Source organism: Pseudolabrys sp. (assembly GCF_050250095.1).
Lineage (GTDB): Bacteria > Pseudomonadota > Alphaproteobacteria > Rhizobiales > Xanthobacteraceae > Pseudolabrys.
Genome location: NZ_JBFWPH010000001.1, coordinates 670,128 through 690,901 on the forward strand (window position 1 = coordinate 670,128; position 20,774 = coordinate 690,901).

The 20,774-nt window shown below is 67.0% G+C and carries 17 protein-coding genes; 12 read left to right on the forward strand and 5 right to left on the reverse strand.

What is annotated here, in order from left to right; all coding sequences use genetic code 11:
* Window positions 1-104: 104 nt before the first annotated feature.
* From AB7F10_RS03230 to alaS, 3 genes are all read left to right on the forward strand, one after another.
* Entirely contained in the window at window positions 105-1,403 is a 1,299-nt protein-coding gene (locus AB7F10_RS03230; RefSeq protein ID WP_428557710.1) for a hypothetical protein, read from the forward strand.
* 194 nt (window positions 1,404-1,597) lie between these two features.
* Window positions 1,598-2,527: a zinc metalloprotease HtpX gene (htpX, locus tag AB7F10_RS03235; RefSeq protein WP_428557709.1), complete on the forward strand. Its 930-nt coding sequence runs from the start codon at window positions 1,598-1,600 to the stop codon at window positions 2,525-2,527.
* Between the two features lie 203 nt (window positions 2,528-2,730).
* Window positions 2,731-5,406, forward strand: coding sequence for an alanine--tRNA ligase (alaS, locus tag AB7F10_RS03240; RefSeq protein ID WP_428557708.1), 2,676 nt, complete (start codon window positions 2,731-2,733; stop codon window positions 5,404-5,406).
* Here the strand turns inward: alaS and AB7F10_RS03245 are convergent.
* Window positions 5,403-5,957: an AAA family ATPase gene (locus AB7F10_RS03245; RefSeq protein ID WP_428557707.1), complete on the reverse strand. Its 555-nt coding sequence runs from the start codon at window positions 5,955-5,957 to the stop codon at window positions 5,403-5,405. The two genes, alaS and AB7F10_RS03245, sit on opposite strands and share 4 nt — an antisense overlap.
* Window positions 5,958-6,112: 155 nt before the next feature.
* On the opposite strand from AB7F10_RS03245, the gene AB7F10_RS03250 reads away from it, so the two are divergent.
* On the forward strand, window positions 6,113-7,867 hold the full coding sequence (locus AB7F10_RS03250; protein ID WP_428557706.1) for a cation:proton antiporter: 1,755 nt from the start codon (window positions 6,113-6,115) through the stop codon (window positions 7,865-7,867).
* Window positions 7,868-8,003: 136 nt separating this feature from the next.
* Here AB7F10_RS03250 and AB7F10_RS03255 read toward each other — a convergent pair whose 3' ends face one another.
* Window positions 8,004-9,218: an NADP-dependent isocitrate dehydrogenase gene (locus AB7F10_RS03255; RefSeq protein WP_428557705.1), complete on the reverse strand. Its 1,215-nt coding sequence runs from the start codon at window positions 9,216-9,218 to the stop codon at window positions 8,004-8,006.
* 162 nt (window positions 9,219-9,380) lie between these two features.
* On the opposite strand from AB7F10_RS03255, the gene AB7F10_RS03260 reads away from it, so the two are divergent.
* On the forward strand, window positions 9,381-9,869 hold the full coding sequence (locus AB7F10_RS03260; protein WP_428557704.1) for a Twin-arginine translocation pathway signal: 489 nt from the start codon (window positions 9,381-9,383) through the stop codon (window positions 9,867-9,869).
* A 20-nt stretch (window positions 9,870-9,889) separates the two neighbouring features.
* Window positions 9,890-10,498: a ferric reductase-like transmembrane domain-containing protein gene (locus tag AB7F10_RS03265; protein WP_428557703.1), complete on the forward strand. Its 609-nt coding sequence runs from the start codon at window positions 9,890-9,892 to the stop codon at window positions 10,496-10,498.
* Between the two features lie 125 nt (window positions 10,499-10,623).
* Here the strand turns inward: AB7F10_RS03265 and AB7F10_RS03270 are convergent, their stop codons facing one another.
* Window positions 10,624-12,846 carry an NADP-dependent isocitrate dehydrogenase gene (locus AB7F10_RS03270; protein ID WP_428557702.1) on the reverse strand — a complete coding sequence of 741 codons (2,223 nt, stop codon included), beginning with the start codon at window positions 12,844-12,846 and terminating at the stop codon, window positions 10,624-10,626.
* A gap of 283 nt (window positions 12,847-13,129) precedes the next feature.
* Between AB7F10_RS03270 and AB7F10_RS03275 the strand changes: the two genes are divergently transcribed.
* Window positions 13,130-14,014 carry an FkbM family methyltransferase gene (locus tag AB7F10_RS03275; RefSeq protein WP_428557701.1) on the forward strand — a complete coding sequence of 295 codons (885 nt, stop codon included), beginning with the start codon at window positions 13,130-13,132 and terminating at the stop codon, window positions 14,012-14,014.
* 6 nt (window positions 14,015-14,020) lie between these two features.
* A complete protein-coding gene (locus AB7F10_RS03280; RefSeq protein WP_428557700.1) occupies window positions 14,021-15,226 on the forward strand; it encodes a TrmJ/YjtD family RNA methyltransferase in 1,206 nt (401 codons plus the stop codon).
* On the opposite strand, the gene AB7F10_RS03285 is transcribed toward AB7F10_RS03280, so the two are convergent.
* Together AB7F10_RS03285 and AB7F10_RS03290 are read right to left on the reverse strand one after the other, a co-directional pair.
* Window positions 15,210-15,983, reverse strand: a complete 774-nt coding sequence (locus tag AB7F10_RS03285) for an HpcH/HpaI aldolase family protein (protein ID WP_428557699.1) — start codon at window positions 15,981-15,983, stop codon at window positions 15,210-15,212. The genes AB7F10_RS03280 and AB7F10_RS03285 overlap by 17 nt on opposite strands.
* Before the next feature lie 9 nt (window positions 15,984-15,992).
* Complete coding sequence (locus AB7F10_RS03290; protein WP_428557698.1) at window positions 15,993-16,313, reverse strand: DUF1476 domain-containing protein; 321 nt, start codon at window positions 16,311-16,313, stop codon at window positions 15,993-15,995.
* A gap of 298 nt (window positions 16,314-16,611) precedes the next feature.
* On the opposite strand from AB7F10_RS03290, the gene purC reads away from it, so the two are divergent.
* The 4 genes from purC (at window position 16,612) to purL (ending at window position 20,771) form a co-directional block, all read left to right on the forward strand.
* Window positions 16,612-17,409: a phosphoribosylaminoimidazolesuccinocarboxamide synthase gene (gene purC, locus AB7F10_RS03295; RefSeq protein ID WP_428557697.1), complete on the forward strand. Its 798-nt coding sequence runs from the start codon at window positions 16,612-16,614 to the stop codon at window positions 17,407-17,409.
* Between the two features lie 167 nt (window positions 17,410-17,576).
* On the forward strand, window positions 17,577-17,819 hold the full coding sequence (gene purS / locus AB7F10_RS03300; RefSeq protein WP_428557696.1) for a phosphoribosylformylglycinamidine synthase subunit PurS: 243 nt from the start codon (window positions 17,577-17,579) through the stop codon (window positions 17,817-17,819).
* A gap of 13 nt (window positions 17,820-17,832) precedes the next feature.
* Window positions 17,833-18,534, forward strand: coding sequence for a phosphoribosylformylglycinamidine synthase subunit PurQ (gene purQ, locus AB7F10_RS03305; RefSeq protein WP_428557695.1), 702 nt, complete (start codon window positions 17,833-17,835; stop codon window positions 18,532-18,534).
* A 26-nt stretch (window positions 18,535-18,560) separates the two neighbouring features.
* Entirely contained in the window at window positions 18,561-20,771 is a 2,211-nt protein-coding gene (gene purL / locus AB7F10_RS03310; RefSeq protein ID WP_428557694.1) for a phosphoribosylformylglycinamidine synthase subunit PurL, read from the forward strand.
* Window positions 20,772-20,774 lie beyond the last annotated feature (3 nt).

Here is a 20,774-nt window from a genome sequence, read left to right on the forward strand (position 1 = left end):
AGGATCGAATGACGTCACCCGAAGCACGCGGGCGCTGTGCCGCGCCTTTGTTCCGCAACTCTCCGGTTATCCGGAGCGTCTCAATCCAAAGCGCAGCGAGGCTGATGTCGCCCGCTGCGATGCTGTCGACGGTCGCCGCCGTCGCGCTTGCCGTTGCGTTCGCGAGCGCCGCCGTGGCGCAAGGAAGCGGACAGGGGAATGGGCAAAGCATGGGGTCGCCGCCGGCGGCCCGGCAGGACATGCAGCAGCAGGGCCAGCCCGCCGCGCCGCCGCCGGACGCCGGCAAGCCCGCAGCGGCTTCGGACGGCGGCAGTGCCGCGCCCGGCGCGGTGCCCCAGCATGGTGGCGCTGTCGCGCAGAAGGACCATGCGCCCGACCTGACGCTCAACGACCAGCAGCGCGAGGCGGTTCGTAAAGCCGTGTTCGCCCGGCACACCGCGCAGAAAGCGTTGCCGGGCTTCGAGCCGGAAGCGGGCAAGACGGCGCCGCGCGCGCTCAAGCTTGAGTCGATGCCGCCGGAAATCATTCAGGACATTCCCGAACTCCGGCATTTCTTCGTCGCCGATATCGCGAACCGGCAGGTGCTGGTCGTCAACGCGATGGATCGCAAGATCGTGGCGGTGATTGCGGCGCCGGGCGATGCGGCGAATGCCGCGCCGGCCGCCGCCAGCGGCTTTGCCGAGACGGCGAAGGACGTCAAAGAGACGAGCCGTGAACAGGCGGTCGGAGATGCAGCCAAGGATGCAACCAAGGATGCAACCAAGGATGCAACCAAGGATGCAACCAAGGATGCAACCAAGGATGCAACCAAGGACGCGGCGGACGGCAGCAAGGCCGCGAGCGACGACGCCAAGGATAACGCTACCAAGGATGGCGGCTCGCGCGCGCATATCGACCGCAACAAGCATTATGACGACGACACCAACGACCCGCATGTCGAAAAGCCCGCCGATCAGGCCAAGCAGGCCGACTCGACCGTGCTGCGCGACGGCGTGCTGACAGCGCCGGGCGCGCCGAAAAACAGCGAGACCGCGCCGGCGAAATTCTCCGAGGTCAATGCCGCGCTCGACAGCCATCCGACGATGTCCGGCGGCGCGGACCTGACCGCGGAGCAGGCGGCCGAGGTGTTCCGCACGGTGATGGCGGATAAATCCGTGCCGGCGGTCGACATCAAGGCCACCGCTCCGGCGGCGCAACTGCCGAACCTGACGCCGTCACAGCCGTTTCCCGATGCGCTGTTGAAGAAATTCCCGGCGCTCGCGACCTACGGCTACATCAAGACGGCCGACAAGGTGCTGATCGTGACGCCGGCCAACAAGATTCTGGTCGGCTGGATCGACGCGAAAGGGCAGGACCCCTCGTCGAAGCCCGCCGAGGCGGCCGCCGCCGCGCGGGGCGGCTGACCGCCGCCGCCGGGCCTGAAGGACGGCCCGGCGAAACCCCCGGACATGCTGTCGCAGGACACCGGCGCATCTTGCGTATGGCGGCGGGACTCCCGACATTTTTCACCACCCGCAAGCGCGGCCGGATTCGGCTGCGCTTTGGCGCGTCGCGGCGTTGCGAGCGCCGATACAGGACCGGAACAGGCAAACCGACGATGAACTATTTCCGCACCGCTCTGCTGCTCGCGGGTTTGACCGCGCTGTTCATGGGCGTCGGCTATCTCATCGGCGGCGCGGCGGGCGCTTTCATCGCGCTCATTGTCGCCGGCGGCATGAACCTGTTCGCCTACTGGAATTCCGACAGGATGGTGCTGTCGATGCACGGCGCGCAGGAGGTCGATGCTGCCTCCGCGCCCGATTTGCACGCGATGGTCGCCGAGCTTGCGCGCCGCGCCGGACTGCCGATGCCGCGCGTCTACCTGATGGACAATCCGCAGCCGAACGCCTTCGCGACCGGCCGCAATCCGGAGAATTCCGCGGTCGCGGTGACGACCGGCCTGTTGCGCGCGCTTCAGCACGACGAGGTCGCCGGCGTGATCGCGCATGAGCTGGCGCATATCCGCAACCGCGACACGCTGATCATGACGGTGACGGCGACGATCGCCGGCGCGATCTCGATGCTCGGCAATTTCGCGATGTTCACCGGGATGGGCGGCAACCGCGACAACAACGGCGTCGGCCTGATCGGCACGCTGGCGATGGTGATCCTCGCGCCGCTCGCCGCGATGCTGGTGCAGATGGCGATCAGCCGCACGCGCGAATACGCCGCCGACGAGATCGGCGCGCATATCAGCGGCGAGCCGCTGGCGCTGGCGTCCGCGCTCGCCAAGATTTCCGACATGGCGCATGCGATCCCGAACGACGCGGCGGAGGCCTCGCCCGCCACCGCGCACATGTTCATCGTCAATCCGCTGTCCGGCGCACGCATGGACAACCTGTTCTCCACCCACCCGGCGACCGAGAACCGTATCGCGGCGCTGGAGCGGCTCGCCGGCGCGGCGGGTGGAGAGGCGCGCCCGGCGGCGCGTTCGGCGCTCGGCAGCGCAACGCCCCGCGCGGCCCGGCCGCGTGGCCCCTGGGGCTGACGCCATCGGCCTCGCGCGGTTCCCCCGGCGATGTCCGGGCCATTCCGGGCGCTTAATCCCCGGTCCCGTCGGGCCGCGTCAGTGGACTCCGGGCAACCCCGCCGCTAGATACAGAGCCTAAAAGCAAGGCCGCGCCGGGATTTAGCGCGGGTCCGCCGGTCCGCCCGGCGGCAATCGTCTTTCGGGGGCAAAGCGGAATTGGCATGAGTGGCGTCAACGACATCCGGTCGCAGTTCATCGGCTATTTCGAGAAGCACGGCCATCAGCCGGTGGCGTCGTCGCCGCTGGTGCCGCGCAACGACCCGACGCTGATGTTCACCAATGCCGGCATGGTGCAGTTCAAGAACGTCTTCACCGGCCTCGAGAAGCGCCCCTACAGCCGCGCCGCGACCGCGCAGAAATGCGTGCGCGCTGGCGGCAAGCACAACGACCTCGACAATGTCGGTTACACCGCGCGGCATCACACCTTCTTCGAGATGCTCGGCAACTTCTCGTTCGGCGACTACTTCAAGGACGTCGCGATCGAACTGGCGTGGAACCTGATCACCAGGGAATTCGGTCTGCCCAAAGACAAGCTGATGGCGACCGTCTACATCGACGACGACGAGGCGTTCGGCCTCTGGAAGAAGATCGCCGGCCTGCCCGAGAGCAGGATCGTGCGCATCGCCGGCTCGGACAATTTCTGGGCGATGGGCGACACTGGCCCGTGCGGGCCGTGCTCGGAAATCTTCTACGACCACGGCGACAAGATTCCCGGCGGCCCGCCCGGCTCGCCGGATTCGGAAGGCGACCGGTTCATCGAGATCTGGAACCTCGTCTTCATGCAGTTCGAGCAGCAGGCGGGGGGCGAGCGCACCGCGCTGCCGCGCCCGTCGATCGACACCGGCATGGGCCTCGAGCGCATCGCCGCGGTGCTGCAGGGCACGCATGACAATTACGGCATCGACCTGTTCGTCGCGCTGATCCGCGCCATCGCCGAACTGACCGGCCCGGCGAAGGACGACGCGCAGAAGGCCTCGCACCGGGTGATCGCGGATCACCTGCGCGCCTCCTCGTTCCTGATCGCGGACGGCGTGCTGCCCTCGAACGAAGGCCGCGGCTATGTGCTGCGCCGGATCATGCGCCGCGCGATGCGCCATGCGCAGCTCTTGGGCGCCAAAGATCCGCTGATGTGGCGGCTCGTCCCCTCGCTGACCCGCGAGATGGGGCAGGCCTATCCCGAACTGATCCGCGCCGAGGCGCTGATCACCGAAACGCTGAAGCTGGAAGAGACACGCTTCCGCCGGACGCTGGAGCGCGGCCTCACGATCCTCGATGAGAAGAGTGGGTCGCTGAAAAAGGGCGACATGTTCGACGGCGAGACCGCCTTCACGCTGTACGACACTTATGGCTTTCCGCTCGACCTGACGCAGGACGCGCTGCGCTCGCGCGGCATCTCGGTCGATTTGGCTTCGTTCGAGGATGCGATGGAGCGCCAGCGCGACAAGGCGCGCGCGTCATGGGCCGGTTCCGGCGAGGCCGCGGCCGAGACGGTGTGGTTTCCGCTGCGCGAGAAGACCGGCGCCACCGAATTCCTCGGCTACGAGACCGAGAGCGCGGAGGGCGTCGTCGCCGCGCTGGTGAAAGACGGCAAGGACGTCGCGGAGCTCAAGACGGGCGATACCGGCGCGATCGTGCTGAACCAGACGCCGTTCTACGGCGAGAGCGGCGGCCAGGTCGGCGACACCGGCGAGATGCGCCGCGACGGCGTGCGCGTCACCGTTACCGATACCCAGAAAAAGGCCGGCGACGTGTTCGCGCACATGGTCACCGTCAATGAGGGCACGGTGAAGGTCGGCGATCCGCTGCTGCTCGACGTCGACCACGAGCGGCGCGGCGACATTCGCCGCAACCATTCCGCCACCCATCTGCTGCACGAGGCGCTGCGCCAGGTGCTGGGCGACCACGTCGCGCAGAAGGGCTCGCTGGTCGCGCCGGAACGGCTGCGCTTCGACATTTCCCACCCCAAGCCGGTGACGGCCGAGGAACTGGAAAAGGTCGAGGACATCGCCAACGCCATCGTGCTGCAGAACGCAGCCGTGACGACGCGGCTGATGGCGGTCGACGACGCGATTGCCTCCGGCGCCCGAGCGCTGTTCGGCGAGAAATACGGCGACGAGGTCCGCGTGGTGGCGATGGGCGAGGCTGCCGGCGCCGGCGGCTCCAACGCGATGGGCTGGTCGGTCGAACTGTGCGGCGGCACCCATGTGAAGCGCACCGGCGACATCGGGCTGGTGTCAATCGTGGGCGAGGCGGGCGTCGCCGCCGGCGTGCGCCGCATCGAGGCGCTGACCGGCGCACAGGCGCGCAAGGCCGCTCACAAACAGCTTCAGGCGGCTAAAGCGGCGTCTGCGGAACTTAAAGTATCGCTGGAGGACATGCCGGCTCGCATTGCCACGCTTCTTGAAGAACGCAAGAAACTCGAGCGCGATCTGTCGGATGCGCGCAAGAAGCTCGCGATGGGCGGCGGGGGGGCCAAGGCCGGCCCTGCGGCCGATGACGTACGCGAGGTTGCCGGCGTCAGGCTGATGGCCCGCGCCGTGACCGGCATCGACCTCAAGGATCTGCGCAGCCTGGCCGACGAGGGCAAGAAGCAGGTCGGGTCCGGCGTCGTCGCCATTGTCGGCACCGCGGAGGACGGCAAGGCCGGCATCGTGGTCGGCGTCACCAACGATCTCACCGCGCGCTTCTCGGCCGTGGACCTCGTGCGCAAGGGCGCCGAGGCGCTCGGCGGCAAGGGCGGCGGCGGGCGGCCCGACATGGCGCAGGCCGGCGGGCCGGACGGCGGAAAGGCCGACGCCGCGCTCAAGGCAGTCGAGGCCGCGCTGGCGGGCGGCTAGCCGATCCTGTCGCGGATGAACCGCAGCCGCGCCTCGACCGGCGCGCGCGGCACCTCGACCAACTCGTATCCCAGTTCGCCATAGACCTCGACCATCGCGCGGTACGTGCGACGCGCGACGTCGAAGCTCTGCCAGCGTTCGCTGTCGGCGGTGTAGATCTCGCGCCAGGGCGGGCAGATGAAGACGCAGGGGCGGTAGCGGTGCCGCCGCATCGCCGCCCGCAGCGCCTGCGGCGGGTCCAGACCTTCGAGCCGCAGATAGCCGGCGATGTCGGGAATGCCGCGGTCGAACACGACCGGCGCGGCGGCGCCGCGCATCGCTTCGTAGTTCGCGACGTCGCGCGCCAGCATCGCGCCGGCGAAGGCGAGGGGATTGAGCCAGGGCAGGGCGCGGCCGCCGCGCGTTTCCTCGTCGCGGATAACGGCACGGCCGGCCTCCGCGACGGTGGTGACACCAGCCCGCGCCAGCGCCTCGATCAGCGTCGTCTTGCCGGCGCCGGGGCCGCCGGTGAGGACGAAGAAGGGCGGCGCTGCGTCGCTGCGGCGGGTCATGAGGTCCGGCTCGGTCACGCAAAGATCCCTGGCTGAGTGTGTGAGGAAGGGCGCCGCCGCGGCGGCGATTTTTAGGCGCAGTTGGCCTTGGCCGTTGCACCGGCTCGCGGCCTGCGGCACACAGAGCGCATATTTCCGCAGGACATTTCCACCCCGTGCCGCATCCGCCCTCCGCCCAAGGCCTGATCCTGTTTCTGGTGGTCGCCGGCATCGTGGTGCCGCTGTTCCACCGGGCGCGGATCGGGGCCGTGCTCGGCTTCCTGATCGCGGGCGTGGTGCTCGGCCCCGGCGGACTCGGCCGCTTCGACGCGGAGTATCCGTGGGTCCATTACATCACCTTCAACAATCCGCATAACGCCGAAGTGCTGGCGGAAGCCGGCATCGTCGTGATGCTGTTCCTGCTCGGCCTCGAACTGTCGGTGCAGCGGCTCTGGCAGTTGCGCCGCTACGTGCTCGGCGTCGGCCTCGTGCAGGTCGCGGTGACGACGCTCGCCATCGGCTTCGCGGTGCGCTTCCTGATCGCGCCGCCGCCGGCGGGGCTGATCCTCGGCCTCTGCCTCGCGCTGTCCTCCACCGCGATTGTCATGCAGATCCTCGCCGAGCAGCATCGCGTGGCGCATCCGGTCGGCCGCATCGCGCTGTCGATCCTGCTGTTCCAGGACCTGATGGTGGTGCCGGTGCTGTTCATCGTCGGCATCTTCTCGGGCGCGACGCGCGGCGGCGGCTGGCTCGATCTGCTGCTGCCCTTTGCGGTCGGTTTCGGCGCCGTCGCGGTCATCATGGTGCTGGGGCGCTTTCTCGCGTCACCGCTGCTGCATTCCGCGATGCGCACCGGCAGCCGCGACCTCATCATGGCGATCGCGCTGCTGATCCTCGTCGTGTTCGCGCTGGTGACGGTGGCGAGCGGACTGTCGATCGCGCTTGGCGCGTTCCTGGCCGGCATTCTGCTGTCCGACAGCGAGGTGCGCCACCAGCTCGAGATCGACCTCGAGCCGTTCAAGGGCCTGCTGCTCGGCGTCTTCTTCGTTTCGGTCGGCACCAAAGTCGACGTCGTCAGCGTCGCCGGCGACGTGCTGTGGATCGTGCTCGCAGTGATCGGTCTGATGGCCGGCAAGGCGGTGGTGATCTACGGCGCGACCCGTGCCTTCGGCGTGGCGCGGCCGCTGGCCGCCGAACTGGCGCTGCTGCTCTCGCAGGCCGGCGAATTTGCCTTCGTCGTGGTCGGCGCGGCGGCGGCCGGCAGGCTGTTGTCGCCGCGGCTCGCGGCGGCCACCATCGCGGTGGTGGGGCTTTCGATGATGCTGACGCCGGTGGCGGCGGCGCTGGCGCGCAGGATCGCGGCCCGGCTCGAATCCGCCGACGCCGCGCGCGGCGCGGCGCTGCCGGACGCGGCCGAATTCGACAGCCATGTGGTGATCGGCGGCTACGGACGCGCGGGGCAACTCGTCGCGCGGGTGCTCGCCGCCGAGGGCGTGCCCTATGTCGCCTTCGACACCAATGGCGAACTGGTCGCGGTCGAGCGCATCACCAATCCCTTCGTGTTCTACGGCGACGCCGGGCGCACCGAAATCCTCGAGCGGGTGGGGGCGGAGCGGGCCCGCGCCTTCGTCGTCACGGTGAACCACGCGGCATCCGCCGAGCGCATGGTGACGGCGGCGCGGCGCATCCGGCCCGACGTGCCGGTGTTTGCCCGCGCCCGCGATCCCAAACATGCCGAGCGGCTACGCTCGCTCGGCGCGGTCGGCGTGGTGCCGGAGAATTTCGAGGCGAGCCTTCAACTCGCCGCGCGCGTGCTGGAGAAACTCGACCTGTCGGAAGACGCAGTGGCCGAGCGCGTCGCCGCGATCCGGGCGGCGGAGCTGGATGAAGGTCCGGCCAAGGCGGCGGGGGCAAAAGGAACGGCAAGCTGAAGGTTATGGTCGTCCCCGCGAAGGCGGGGACCCATATCCGCAGGCGCTGATCGTGAATCGAGAACCGGAGGCTATGGGTCCCGGGCCTCGCTCGTTCACTCGCTCGCCCGGGACGACTGCATCAAGACAGTATGCGTTACGCCGCCATCGCCGCCTTCAAGTTCGCGTCGACCTTGTCGAGGAAGCCGGTGGTGGTGAGCCACTTCTGCTCCGGCCCGACCAGCAGCGCGAGATCCTTGGTCATGAAGCCGGACTCGACGGTATCGATGCAGACTTTCTCCAGCGTCGCGGCGAATTTCGCAAGCCGCTCGTTGTTGTCGAGCTTGGCGCGATGGGCAAGGCCGCGCGTCCAGGCGAAGATCGAAGCGATCGAGTTGGTCGAGGTCTGCTCGCCTTTCTGATGCTGGCGATAGTGGCGCGTGACGGTGCCGTGGGCGGCTTCCGACTCCACGACCTTGCCATCCGGCGTCATCAGCACCGAGGTCATCAGGCCGAGCGAGCCGAAGCCCTGCGCCACGGTGTCGGACTGCACGTCGCCGTCGTAGTTCTTGCAGGCCCAGACATAGCCGCCGGACCATTTGAGCGCCGAGGCCACCATGTCGTCGATCAGGCGGTGCTGGTAGATGATGTTCTTTTTGGCGAAGGCGTCCTTGAACTCGGCGTCGAAAATCTCCTGGAAGATGTCCATGAAGCGGCCGTCATACTGCTTGATGATGGTGTTCTTCGTGGAGAGGTAGAGCGGATAGCCGCGGTTGAGCGCGTAGTTCATCGAGGCGCGCGCGAAATCGACGATCGACTGGTCGAGGTTGTACATCGACATGGCGACGCCGGGGCCGGGGAACTGGAACACCTCGCGTTCGATCCTCTCGCCGTCGTCGCCGGTGAAGGTGAGGGTGAGCCTGCCCTTGCCGGGCACCTTGAAATCGGTGGCGCGATACTGGTCGCCATAGGCGTGGCGGCCGATCACGATGGGCTGCGTCCAGCCCGGAACGAGGCGCGGCACGTTCCTGCAGATGATCGGCTCGCGGAAGATGGTACCGCCGAGGATGTTGCGGATGGTGCCGTTCGGCGAGCGCCACATTTCCTTGAGGCCGAATTCCTGCACCCGGCCTTCGTCCGGCGTGATGGTGGCGCATTTGACGGCGACGCCGACCTCTTTGGTCTTGTTCGCCGCCTCGACGGTAATCCGGTCGCCGGTTTCGTCGCGCTTCTGGACGCTGAGGTCGTAATAGAGCAGGTCGATGTCGAGATAAGGGTGGATCAGCTTGTCCTTGATGAACTGCCAGATGATCCGGGTCATCTCGTCGCCGTCCATTTCGACGACGGGATTGGCTACCTTGATCTTCGCCATTGAGCGCGCCACCTCTTGAGAGCGGACCTGTTCACGAAACCGTTATTGCAGCCTAGCACGTCCCCTCAATTGGAAATTGGTCGCAAATCGCGCTAAAATTGCGGATGTCTCCGCTTGTTGCCGTCCTCGCGCGGAGCAATCGCACGGCCCGGAGAAACTGACATGACCATCCTTGTCCTCAACCGCCGCAATCTTCTCGCCGGCGGCGGCGCAGTCCTCGCAACCGGAGTTTCGGGACTTGTGGTGCCGGCTTGCGCACAAGGCGTCGCGCCGACCGCGTCGATGTCGGGCGGCTCCAACAATTATCTCAAGGGCGCGCCGATCGTGGAGCGAATCGGCAAGGGCGGCTTCGTGATGAGCGGCACCGTGCGCCGCGCCGGCGACGGCGCGCCGCTTGCCGGGCAGCGCATCCAGATCTGGGCGCACACGGTCGAGGGCCAGGAGCACGAACAGAAGAGCCACGGGGCGACGCTCACCGACAAGAACGGCGCGTTCCGTCTTGAGATGCCGCAGATCATCCCGATCTTCGGCCAGCCGCACGGCCATCTCGCCTATGATAGCGGCGAGTTCAAAACCGTGTTTCTGCGCCCCGTGATGCGCAGCGCCAAGCAGACCAGCCTTGAGGCGCATTTCGTTCTTCAGCCGGCCTGAGCGAAGCAGGACCACGGGTGATGAGATCGGCGAAGGTGACCCTGATCTGGGCCGCCCTTGCAGCTGTCCTGTGCGTGCCGATCGTCCTCGCAGCGGCAAGCCCACTGCTCGAATGGCGCGGCCCGGTCTACATCCTCGCCGGGTTTGCCGGGATCGCGGGGCTCGGTCTCATCCTCGTCCAGCCGCTGTTGATCGCCGGATATTTGCCGGGTCTGTCAACCTTTCGCGGGCGGCGCGTTCATCACTGGATCGGCGCCACGTTGGTCGCGGCGGTGGTGATCCATGTCGGAGGGCTTTGGTACACCAGCCCTCCGGACATGATCGACGCGCTGTCCTTCACGTCGCCGACGCCGTTCTCTCCCTTCGGCGTGGTCGCGATGTGGGCGATCTTCGCCGTCGCGGTGCTGGCCGTGCTGCGCAGAAAACTGGGACCGCGCGCGTGGCGGATCGTCCATATGACGCTCGCGGCGATCATCGTCGCCGGCGTTGTGGTCCATGCCGCGCTGGTCGAGGGCGCGATGGAAACGGTGTCTAAACTGATCCTTTGCGCGCTGGTCGTCGCGGCGGCCATGACGGTGATGGCCGGCGTCCTGATGCGGAGACGGCGCGTGACGCCGCGCGCGCGATGATGTTGTCGCCCTGCAGCCGCGGTTTGGTCGATGGGCTTGAAGAAAACTCCGCTCATTCCCGCGAAAGCGGGAATCCAGAGCTACAGACTGAATGCCCGCTTTCGCGGGAATGAGCGGGCGGTGCCTCAGAGCGCCGCGAGCGCGGCGTTCAGCGTGGCGCTCGGCCGCATCGCGGCCGATGCCTTCTTGTCGTCGGGCAGGTAATAGCCGCCGGTATCGGCCGGCTTGCCCTGCGCGGCGATCAGCTCGCCGTTGATCTTGGCTTCGTTCTTCGCGAGCGTTTCGGCCAGCGGCTTGAAGCGCGCCTGCAGGTCCTTGTCCTTGGTCTGTTCGGCCAGCGCCTGCGCCCAGTAGAGCGCGAGGTAGAAATGGCTGCCGCGATTGTCGAGTTCGCCGACCTTGCGGGCCGGGGAGCGGTTGAATTCGAGGATCTTGCTGATGGCGGTGTCGAGCGTGTCGGCCAGCACCTGCGCCTTGGCGTTATTGGAGGTCTGCGCGAGATGCTCCAGTGACGCGCCGAGTGCGAGGAATTCGCCGAGCGAATCCCAGCGCAGATAGCCTTCTTCCTGGAACTGCTGAACGTGCTTGGGCGCCGAGCCGCCGGCGCCGGTCTCGAACAGGCCGCCGCCCGCCAAAAGCGGCACGATCGACAGCATCTTGGCCGAGGTGCCGAGTTCCATGATCGGGAACAGGTCGGTCAGGTAGTCGCGCAGCACGTTGCCGGTGACGGAGATCGTGTCCTGTCCCTTGCGGATGCGCTCCAGCGAAAATTTCATCGCCTCGACCGGCGCGAGAATGCGGATGTCGAGACCCTTGGTGTCGTGGTCCTTCAGGTATTTCTCGACCTTGGCGATCACCTGCGCGTCATGCGCGCGGTTCTTGTCGAGCCAGAACACCGCGGGCGTGTTGGTAATCCGCGCGCGGCGCACCGCGAGCTTGACCCAGTCCTGCACCGGCGCGTCGCGCAATTCGCACATGCGGAAGATGTCGCCGGCCTCGACGGCGCGCTCCAGCAGCACCTTGCCGTCCTCCGCGACGACGCGGACGGTACCGCTCGCCGGCACTTCGAAGGTCTTGTCGTGCGAGCCGTATTCCTCGGCCTTCTGCGCCATCAGGCCGACATTCGGGACCGAGCCCATCGTCTTGGGATCGAACGCGCCATGCGCCTTACAGTCCTCGATCACCGCCTGATAGAGCGTGGCGTAGGAGCGGTCCGGGATCGCTGCGATCACGTCGTGCAGCTTGCCGTCGGCGCCCCACATGCGGCCGGACTCGCGGATCATCGCCGGCATCGAGGCGTCGACGATCACGTCGCTCGGCACATGCAGGTTGGTGATGCCCTTGTCGGAATTCACCATCGCGAGGCCGGGACGCTTTTTGTATTCGGCTTCGATGTCGGCCTTGATCGCGTTCTTCTCGGCGTCGGGCAGCGTCTCGATCTTGGCCAGCAGGTCGCCGAAGCCGTTGTTCAAATTGACGCCGAGCTTCTTGAGCGTGGCGGCGTGCTTCTCGATCACGTCGGAGAAGAACACCGAGACGGCATGGCCGAAGATGATCGGATCGGCGATCTTCATCATGGTCGCCTTGACGTGCAGCGAGAACAGCACGCCTTCCTTCTTGGCTTCCGCGATCTGCTCGCCAAAGAATTTGCGCAGCGCCTTGGCGCTCATCACCGCGGCGTCGATGATCTCGCCGGCCTGGATCGGCGTCTTGGCCTTCAGCACCGTCGTCTTGCCGCCGGCCTCGACCAGCTCGATGCGGGCGTTGGTCGCGGCGGCGACCGTGGTCGAGACTTCCGAGCCGTAGTAATCGCCGCCCGGCATAGCGGCGACATGCGATTTGGAGTCCTTGCTCCAGGCGCCCATCTTGTGCGGGTTGTTGCGGGCATACTGCTTGACGGCGCTCGCCGCGCGGCGGTCGGAATTGCCCTCGCGCAGCACCGGATTGACGACGCTGCCGAACACCTTGGCATAGCGCGCCTTGATGTCCTTCTCGGCGTCGGTCGCGGGGTTATCCGGGTAATCGGGAACGGCGTAGCCCTTGTCCTGCAGCTCCTTGATCGCGGCCTTGAGCTGCGGAATCGACGCCGAAATGTTCGGCAGCTTCATGATGTTGGCGTCGGGCTTCAGCGTCAGGTTGCCGAGTTCGGTCAACTCGTCGTTGATGCGCTGCTTCGGGTCGAGCTTCTCGGGGAAGGTGGCGATGATGCGGCCCGCCAGAGAGATATCCTTCAGCGTCACGGACACCCCCGCCGCGCCGACGAAGGCTTCGACGATCGGCAGCAGGGAATAGGTCGCAAGCGCGGGGGCTTCATCGACCTTCGTCCACATGATTTCGAGATTCGACATTGCTTCACACCTCTGGTCGCCGCGTTTGTTGGGCCGACCGGAAACGGACCGTTGACGGGCGCGGTGGAGGCGTCTCCCTCGGGCCCTCAAATCGTTCTCGGCGCGGACTTGTGATGCGCGGGCGGGAAACCTTGAGCCGGCGGCGCTATAGCACCTGCGGGGCGCTGACGGAAGCGCCCAAAACGGCGCAAGGCGGCCGCCGACACGCTCTTTTCCCCTTGATTCGGCTATGATAATCCCGCCGTGCTCCGCTCGCGGAACGCGGGGCGTGGGACAGGCCGCTGTGACTCATTTCACCGATCTGAAAGCGCGCTACAGCCGGTGGCGGCGCGGGCTGAAACGCCGCGTCATCGAGCGCGCCGTGCTGCGCAAGCCGGCGGTGCGCGACGTGGTGCTGGCGCAGCTGTCCGAGCGCGGACACCTGCTCTACTGCGAGGTGCCACAGGGCCGCTTCTTCGTCGATCCCGCCGATCAGTCGGTCGGCCGCGACCTGCTGCTGAAGGGCGGCTGGGACGCCGGCCTGTTCGACACCGTGACCGGGCTGCTCGCGCGCGCCGGCCGGTTCCGCGCCGGCGGCACCTTCGTCAACATTGGCGCCAATATCGGCGTGCAGGTCGTCGCGGGCCTGCGCGGCGGTCATTTCGCGCGCGCCATCGCCTTCGAGCCGGAGCCGGGCAACGCCGCGCTGCTCGAACGTAACGTGGCGCTCAACGGTTTTGGCGACCGCGTCACCATCCGCCGCACCGCGCTCGGCGAGGCGGCGGGGCGCGGCGAATTGCGGCTGCATCCGCGCAACAAGGGCGCGCATTCGCTGTCGCTGTGGCCCTCGGTCGACGGCCGCGAGGTGGTGAGCGTGCCGATCGAGCGCGCCGACGCGGCGCTCGGCGAACTGGGGGTCAAGCCTGGCGACGTGACGTTGATGCTGATCGACGTCGAGGGCTTCGAGCCGCAAGTCGTCGCCGGGCTTGGCGACTGGCTCGCGCAGCGCATTCCGCTGCTGATCGAGTTCGCGCCGCAGCGCTACACGAGCGAGCAGCGCGAGGCCTTCATCGCGCGGCTGACCGCGCATTACACGCATTGCCAGGCGCTGAATTCGCCCGGCAGCGCGCCGCGCGAGATCGCTGCGCTCGCCGGCATCGACCGCTTCACCGACATTCTCATTTACTGACGCATCATGCCCGGAGCCGGCACCGACAAGACCAAACGCTGGATCGAGACGCCCGCGCCCGTGGTGGTGCTGGTCGAGCCGCAGCTCGGCGAGAACATCGGCGCCTGCGCGCGGGCGATGGCGAATTTCGGCCTGCCGACGCTGCGGATCGTCAAGCCGCTGCAGGGCTGGCCGAACGAGCGGGCGAGGGTGATGGCGGCCGGCGCCGACCGCATCCTCGACGGCGCAATGATCTGCGAGACGCTCGACGAGGCGATCGCCGATTGCACCTTCGTGCTCGCGACGACCGCGCGCAATCACGACCAGGCGAAGCCCGTGATCGGTCCCGACGAGGCGGCGCGCCAGCTCGCGCCGAAGGTCGCGGGCGGCGAAACGGTCGCGGTCCTGTTCGGCCGTGAGCGCAACGGCCTCGAAAACGGCGAGGTGGCCAAGGCCGACGCCATTGTGACGCTGCCGGTCAATCCAGCTTTTGCCTCGCTCAATCTGGGACAGGCGGTGCTGATCGTCGCCTATGAGTGGTTCAAGCTGGCGGGCGGTGGCGAACTGCCGTTCACCACGCAGGAGCGGTCGCGCCCCGCGCCCAAGCAGCAGCTCGCGGCGTTCTTTGCCGATCTCGAACGCGAGCTCGACCGCATCGAATTCTTCCGGCCGCACGAGAAGCGCGGCACGATGCAGACGAACCTGCTCAACATCTTCAACCGCATGACGCCGACCGAGCAGGATCTGCGCACGTTGCACGGCATCGTGCTCGCGCTGGCGGAAGGGCGCAAAGGCCCGGCGCGCGGCGGCGTGCTCGACGGCGAGCAGGCCGAACTGTTGCGCACGCTGCTGGCCGAAGGCCGCGGCGGCCGCGGGCCGGACGATGAAAACCCGGTGCGCGGCCTCGCGAAGCTCTTGCGGCGCAACCCGACCGAGGCCGAGCGCACGCTGTGGCAGGCGCTGGTGAACGACCGGCGCTTTGCCGGGCGCGGCTTCAAGCGGCAGACGCCGATCGGCCCGCACATCGTCGACTTCGTGTCGTTCCGTGAGAAGTGCGTGATCGAACTGCTGCCGGCCGACGAGAGCAACGAGGCGGCGCTCGCGCGCGCCGACAAGCATCTCTGGCTCGAAGACCACGACTACAGGGTGGTGACGATCAGCGCCGCGGTGGCGGAGCGCGATCCGGCGAGGACGCTCGATCAGCTCGCGGCGGTGCTTACTTCAACGCCTTGAGCTGCGCGGCGGCGGTCGCGCGCAGGAAGCCGAGATCGTTGCCGACCGCGGTAAATGAAATCCCCCGCGAGAGAACGGCCTTGGAGCGTTCGGCATTGGCGCAATAGAGGCCGGTCAGCTTGCCGGCTTTCTTCGCTGCGGCGACGATGGTGTCGATGGCCGCTTCGACGTCTTTCGAAAGCGGATCGAGCGCCGCGCCCTTCGACAGCGCGACCGACAGGTCGTAAGGACCGATGAACAGCATGTCGATGCCGGGCACGGCGGCGATGGCATCGACATTTTTGATCGCCTGCGGCGTCTCGATCATCGCCAGCGTCAGGGTGTTGTCGTTGGCCTCGCGCAGATAATCCGTCTGGTCGGCAATGCCGGCGAGCATCATGGCGCGCTGCGGCGCCCAGCTGCGCTCACCGACCGGCTGGTATTTCGCCGCAGCGACGAAGCGGCGCGCGTCATCGGCCGTGTTGATCATCGGCATGATGATGGCTTCCGCGCCCCAGTCGAGCATGCGCGATGCGGTGCCGAATTCTTCGAGCGGCACGCGCACGACCGGCGAGGCGCCGCCCTGGCGGGTGGCGGCGATGGCGGCCTGCGCGCCGGCGTCGTCCCAGAGGCCGTGCTGCATGTCGATGGTGACGGCGGTGAAGCCGTCCCGCGCCAGCGCTTCGGCGGCGACCGGCGCACCGAGGCTGCACCAGCCGGTGTGGACGGCTTCGCCGGCGCGGAGCCGGCGAGCGAGCGAAAAGCCGGGGAGGGCCATCGGCGCGGCTCAGCTGTTCTGGATCTGCTGGATCGCCTGAGCCATCAGGTCGTTCATGGCGACGCGGATGTCCTGGTCGCTGACGGCGACCTTCTTGTCGTCAAAATCCTTGCGGACTTTACGAAAAACGTCGTCTTCGCCGGCTTCCTCGAAGTCGGCCATCACGACCTCCTTGGCATAGGCGTCGGCGTCCGCGCCGGCGAGGCCGAGCTTTTCCGCGGCCCACTGGCCGAGCAGCTTGTTGCGGCGGGCGGTCGCCTTGAAGCGCAATTCCTCATCGTGCGCGAACTTCTTCTCGAAGCCTTCCTCGCGCTTGTCGAACGTGGTCATACAGGTTCCCTTCGGATGACGTCGCGGCGGCGGCGTCGCGAAAAAATGCCCCGCGTCTATTGTATTTTGCCGCCTTGCATATCGTCCCCATAGCGTCAAGGCAACAACATGGCGGTCGCACCCTGTCGCAAATTGGAGGTGGACAAGCCCGGCCAAGCGCGATTGTGCTGCCCGAAACGATCCGCTAGGTTGCCCACGTGGCCGGGACGTTCGGCGCATTTGTTCGGCGCCTCGCAGGCGGTCCCGGTCTCGTCGCCGCCGATTTCACTCTTATTCGAAACGGAATCACGGCACTTCGATGGATCCTCAGAAACCACGGTATATCCCGATGAGCCGCCGCCGCCGTATTTACGAAGGCAAGGCCAAGGTCCTTTATGAAGGCCCGGAGCCCGGAACGCTGATTCAGCATTTCAAGGACGACGCCACCGCCTTCAACGCCAAGAAGCACGAGATCATCGAAGGCAAGGGCGTGCTGAACAACCGTATTTCCGAATACGTGTTCCAGCACCTCAACAATATCGGCGTGCCGACCCACTTCATCCGCCGGCTCAACATGCGCGAGCAGTTGATCCGCGAGGTCGAGATCATCCCGCTCGAGGTGGTGGTGCGCAACGTCGCCGCCGGCTCGCTGGCCACCCGCCTCGGCATCGAGGAAGGCACCCAGCTGCCGCGCTCGATCATCGAGTTCTATTACAAGAACGACAAGCTGAACGACCCGATGGTGTCGGAAGAGCACATCACGGCGTTCGGCTGGGCGACCCCGCAGGAAATCGACGACATCATGGCGCTCGCCATCCGCGTCAACGACTTCCTGTCCGGCCTGTTCCTCGGCGTCGGCATCCGTCTGGTCGATTTCAAGATGGAAACCGGCCGGCTCTGGGAAAACGACCTGATGCGCGTGGTGGTGGCGGACGAAATCTCGCCCGACTCGTGCCGGCTGTGGGACATCAAGACCAGCGACAAGCTCGACAAGGACCGTTTCCGCCGCGATCTCGGCGGGCTGGTCGAGGCCTATACCGAAGTCGCCAAGCGCCTCGGCATCATGAACGAGGGCGAGCCGCCGCGCGGCTCCGGCCCCGTGCTGGTGAAGGGCTAGGCCGGCCCGATCCCGAAAAGCGGGAACTTTGCCCGCTCAATCATGTGAATTGGCAGCGCCCGGTCTTGTACCGGGCGTTCGCGTCTCTAGTTTAGGTCGGGAAAGCCCATTTGGAGGCTTCCACCCCCGCGATTCCTGCGATAAGTCGCGCCAAAAGGCCGAGAGCGATGAAAGCCCGCGTCACCGTTACGTTGAAAACCGGCGTCCTCGACCCGCAAGGCAAGGCGATCGAAGGCGCGCTGAAGTCGCTCGGGCTGGCCGGCGTCGCCAGCGTGCGCCAGGGCAAGGTGTTCGACATCGAGGTCGAGAGCGCGGACCGCGCCAAGGCCGAGGCGCTCCTGAAACAGGCCGCGGACAAGCTGCTCGCCAACACCGTGATCGAGAATTACCGGGTCGAGGTGCTGGGGTAATGGGGACCACGCGATGAAAGCCGCCGTCCTCGTCTTTCCGGGCATCAATCGCGAGCGCGACATGGCGCGCACGCTGAAGCTCGTTTCCGGGCAGGCGCCGGCAATGGTATGGCACGCGGAAACCGCGCTGCCGGCCGGCACCGATCTCGTCGTCATTCCCGGCGGCTTCTCCTACGGCGACTATCTGCGCTGCGGCGCGATCGCGGCGCGCGCGCCGGTGATGGACGCGGTGCGCGACTTCGCTGCGAAGGGCGGGCTGGTGCTCGCGGTGTGCAACGGCTTCCAGATCGCGTGCGAGGCGGGCTTGCTGCCCGGCGTGCTGGCGCGCAACGCCAAACTGAAATTCATCTGCAAGGACGTGTTCCTGAAGGTCGAGCGCTCCGACACGCCGTTCACCCGCGGTTACAATGCGGGCCAGGTGATCCGCGTGCCGACCGCGCATGGCGAGGGCAACTATATCGCGGACGCCGATACCATCGCACGGCTGGAAGGCGAGGGGCGCGTTGCGTTCCGTTACGTCACGGAGAGCGGCGCGCGCGACGATGCCGCCAACGCCAACGGCTCGACCAACGCCATCGCCGGCATCCTGAATGAGAAGGGCAATGTGCTCGGCATGATGCCGCATCCGGAGAACCACGTCGAAAGCGTGATCGGCTCGACCGACGGGCGTGGATTGTTCGCGGGCCTCTCCTCGTTTCTCGACAAGGCGGCATGATGGTCCGCGCGCGCGTGTAACGTCCGATGAGCAACGAACCCGCCATCACGCCTGAGCTCGTCGCCGAGCACGGCCTCAAGCCGGACGAGTATCAGCGCATCCTCGATCTGATCGGCCGCGCGCCGTCGGTGACCGAACTCGGGATCTTCTCGGCGATGTGGAACGAGCACTGCTCGTACAAGTCCTCCAAGGTTCACCTGCGCAAGCTGCCGACCAAGGCGGAGTGGGTGATCCAGGGACCGGGCGAGAACGCCGGCGTCATCGACATCGGCGACGGTCTCGCGGTGGCCTTCAAGATGGAGAGCCACAACCACCCGAGCTACATCGAGCCCTATCAGGGCGCGGCGACCGGCGTCGGCGGCATCCTGCGCGACGTCTTCACGATGGGCGCGCGGCCGATCGCCTGCCTGAACGCCTTGAGCTTCGGCGATCCGAAGCACCCGCGCACCCGGCATGTCGTGTCGGGCGTCGTCGCCGGCATCGGCGGTTATGGCAACTCGTTTGGCGTGCCGACCGTCGGCGGCTCGGTGCGCTTCCACACGCGTTATGACGGCAACTGCCTCGTCAACGCGATGGCGGTGGGGCTCGTCAAGAAGGACGAGATTTTCTACGCGGCGGCGTCCGGCGTCGGCATGCCGATCGTCTATCTCGGTTCCAAGACCGGACGCGACGGCATTCACGGCGCGACCATGGCGTCCGCCGAATTCGGCGAGGACTCCGAGGAGAAGCGCCCGACCGTGCAGGTCGGCGATCCGTTCTCCGAAAAGCTGCTGCTCGAGGCCTGTCTCGAGATCATGCAGAAGGGCTGCGTGATCGCCATTCAGGACATGGGCGCGGCGGGGCTGACCTGTTCGGCCGTCGAGATGGGCGCCAAGGGCGACCTCGGCGTGACGCTCGATCTCGACAAGGTGCCGACCCGCGAAGAGGGCATGAGCGCCTATGAGATGATGCTCTCGGAAAGCCAGGAGCGCATGCTCATGGTGCTGAAGCCCGAGAAAGAGAAAGAGGCCGAGGCGATCTTCCGCAAATGGGGCCTCGACTTCGCGGTGGTCGGCGAGACGACGCCGTCGATGCGCTTCATCGTCAAGCATGGCGGCGACGTGATGGCCGACCTGCCGATCAAGGAGCTTGGCGACCAGGCGCCGGAATACAAGCGGCCCTTCGTCGAGATGCCGAAGGAAAAGCCGATCGATGCGGGGAGCGTCGCGCCGCCGATGAGCGTGGCCGATGCGCTGGAGACGCTGATCGGCGCGCCGGATCTCTGCTCGCGGCGCTGGGTGTGGGAGCAGTACGACCACATCATTCAGGGCAACACCGTGCAGCGGCCGGGCGGCGACGCCGCCGTGGTGCGCGTCGAGGACGGGCCGAAGGGTCTTGCGCTGACGACCGACGTGACGCCGCGTTACTGCGAGGCCGATCCGTTTGAGGGTGGCAAGCAGGCGGTTGCGGAATGCTGGCGCAATCTCACGGCGGTCGGCGCGCGGCCGCTCGCCGTCACCGACAACCTGAATTTCGGCAATCCCGAGCGTCCGGAGATCATGGGCCAGTTCGTCGGCTGCATCCGCGGCATCGCGGAAGCCTGCACGGCGCTGGCGTTCCCGGTCGTGTCCGGCAATGTCTCGCTCTACAATGAAACGAATGGCCGCGCGATCCTGCCGACGCCGTCGATCGGCGGCGTTGGGTTGCTGGCGGATTTCCAGAAATCCGCGTCGCTCGCCTTCAAGAAGGACGGCGAGACGATCCTGCTGGTCGGCGAGACGCAGGGCTGGCTCGGCCAGTCGGTCTATCTGCGCGACATCTGTGGCCGCGAAGAGGGCGCGCCGCCGCCGGTCGATCTCACCGAGGAGCGCGAGAACGGCGATTTCGTGCGTTCGCTCATCCTCGACGGCACCGCGACCGCGGTACACGACCTCTCCGACGGCGGGCTGGCTGTCGCGCTCGCCGAGATGGCGATGGCCGGCAAGATCGGCGCCAAGCTCGATGCTGCGCCGGGCGACGTGCCGGCGCATGCGCACTGGTTCGGCGAGGATCAGGCGCGCTATCTCGTCACCGTGCCGGCCGGCAAGGCCGACGCCGTGATCGCACGCGCGCAGGACGCGAGCGTGCTGTGCGCGCGGATCGGCGTCACCGGCGGCGACGCGCTGGCGATTGCGGGCGAACGCGCGATCCCGGTCGCGGCGCTGCGCGACCGGTTCGAGCGCTGGCTGCCGGACTACATGGCCGGCGTGATCAGCTAACTC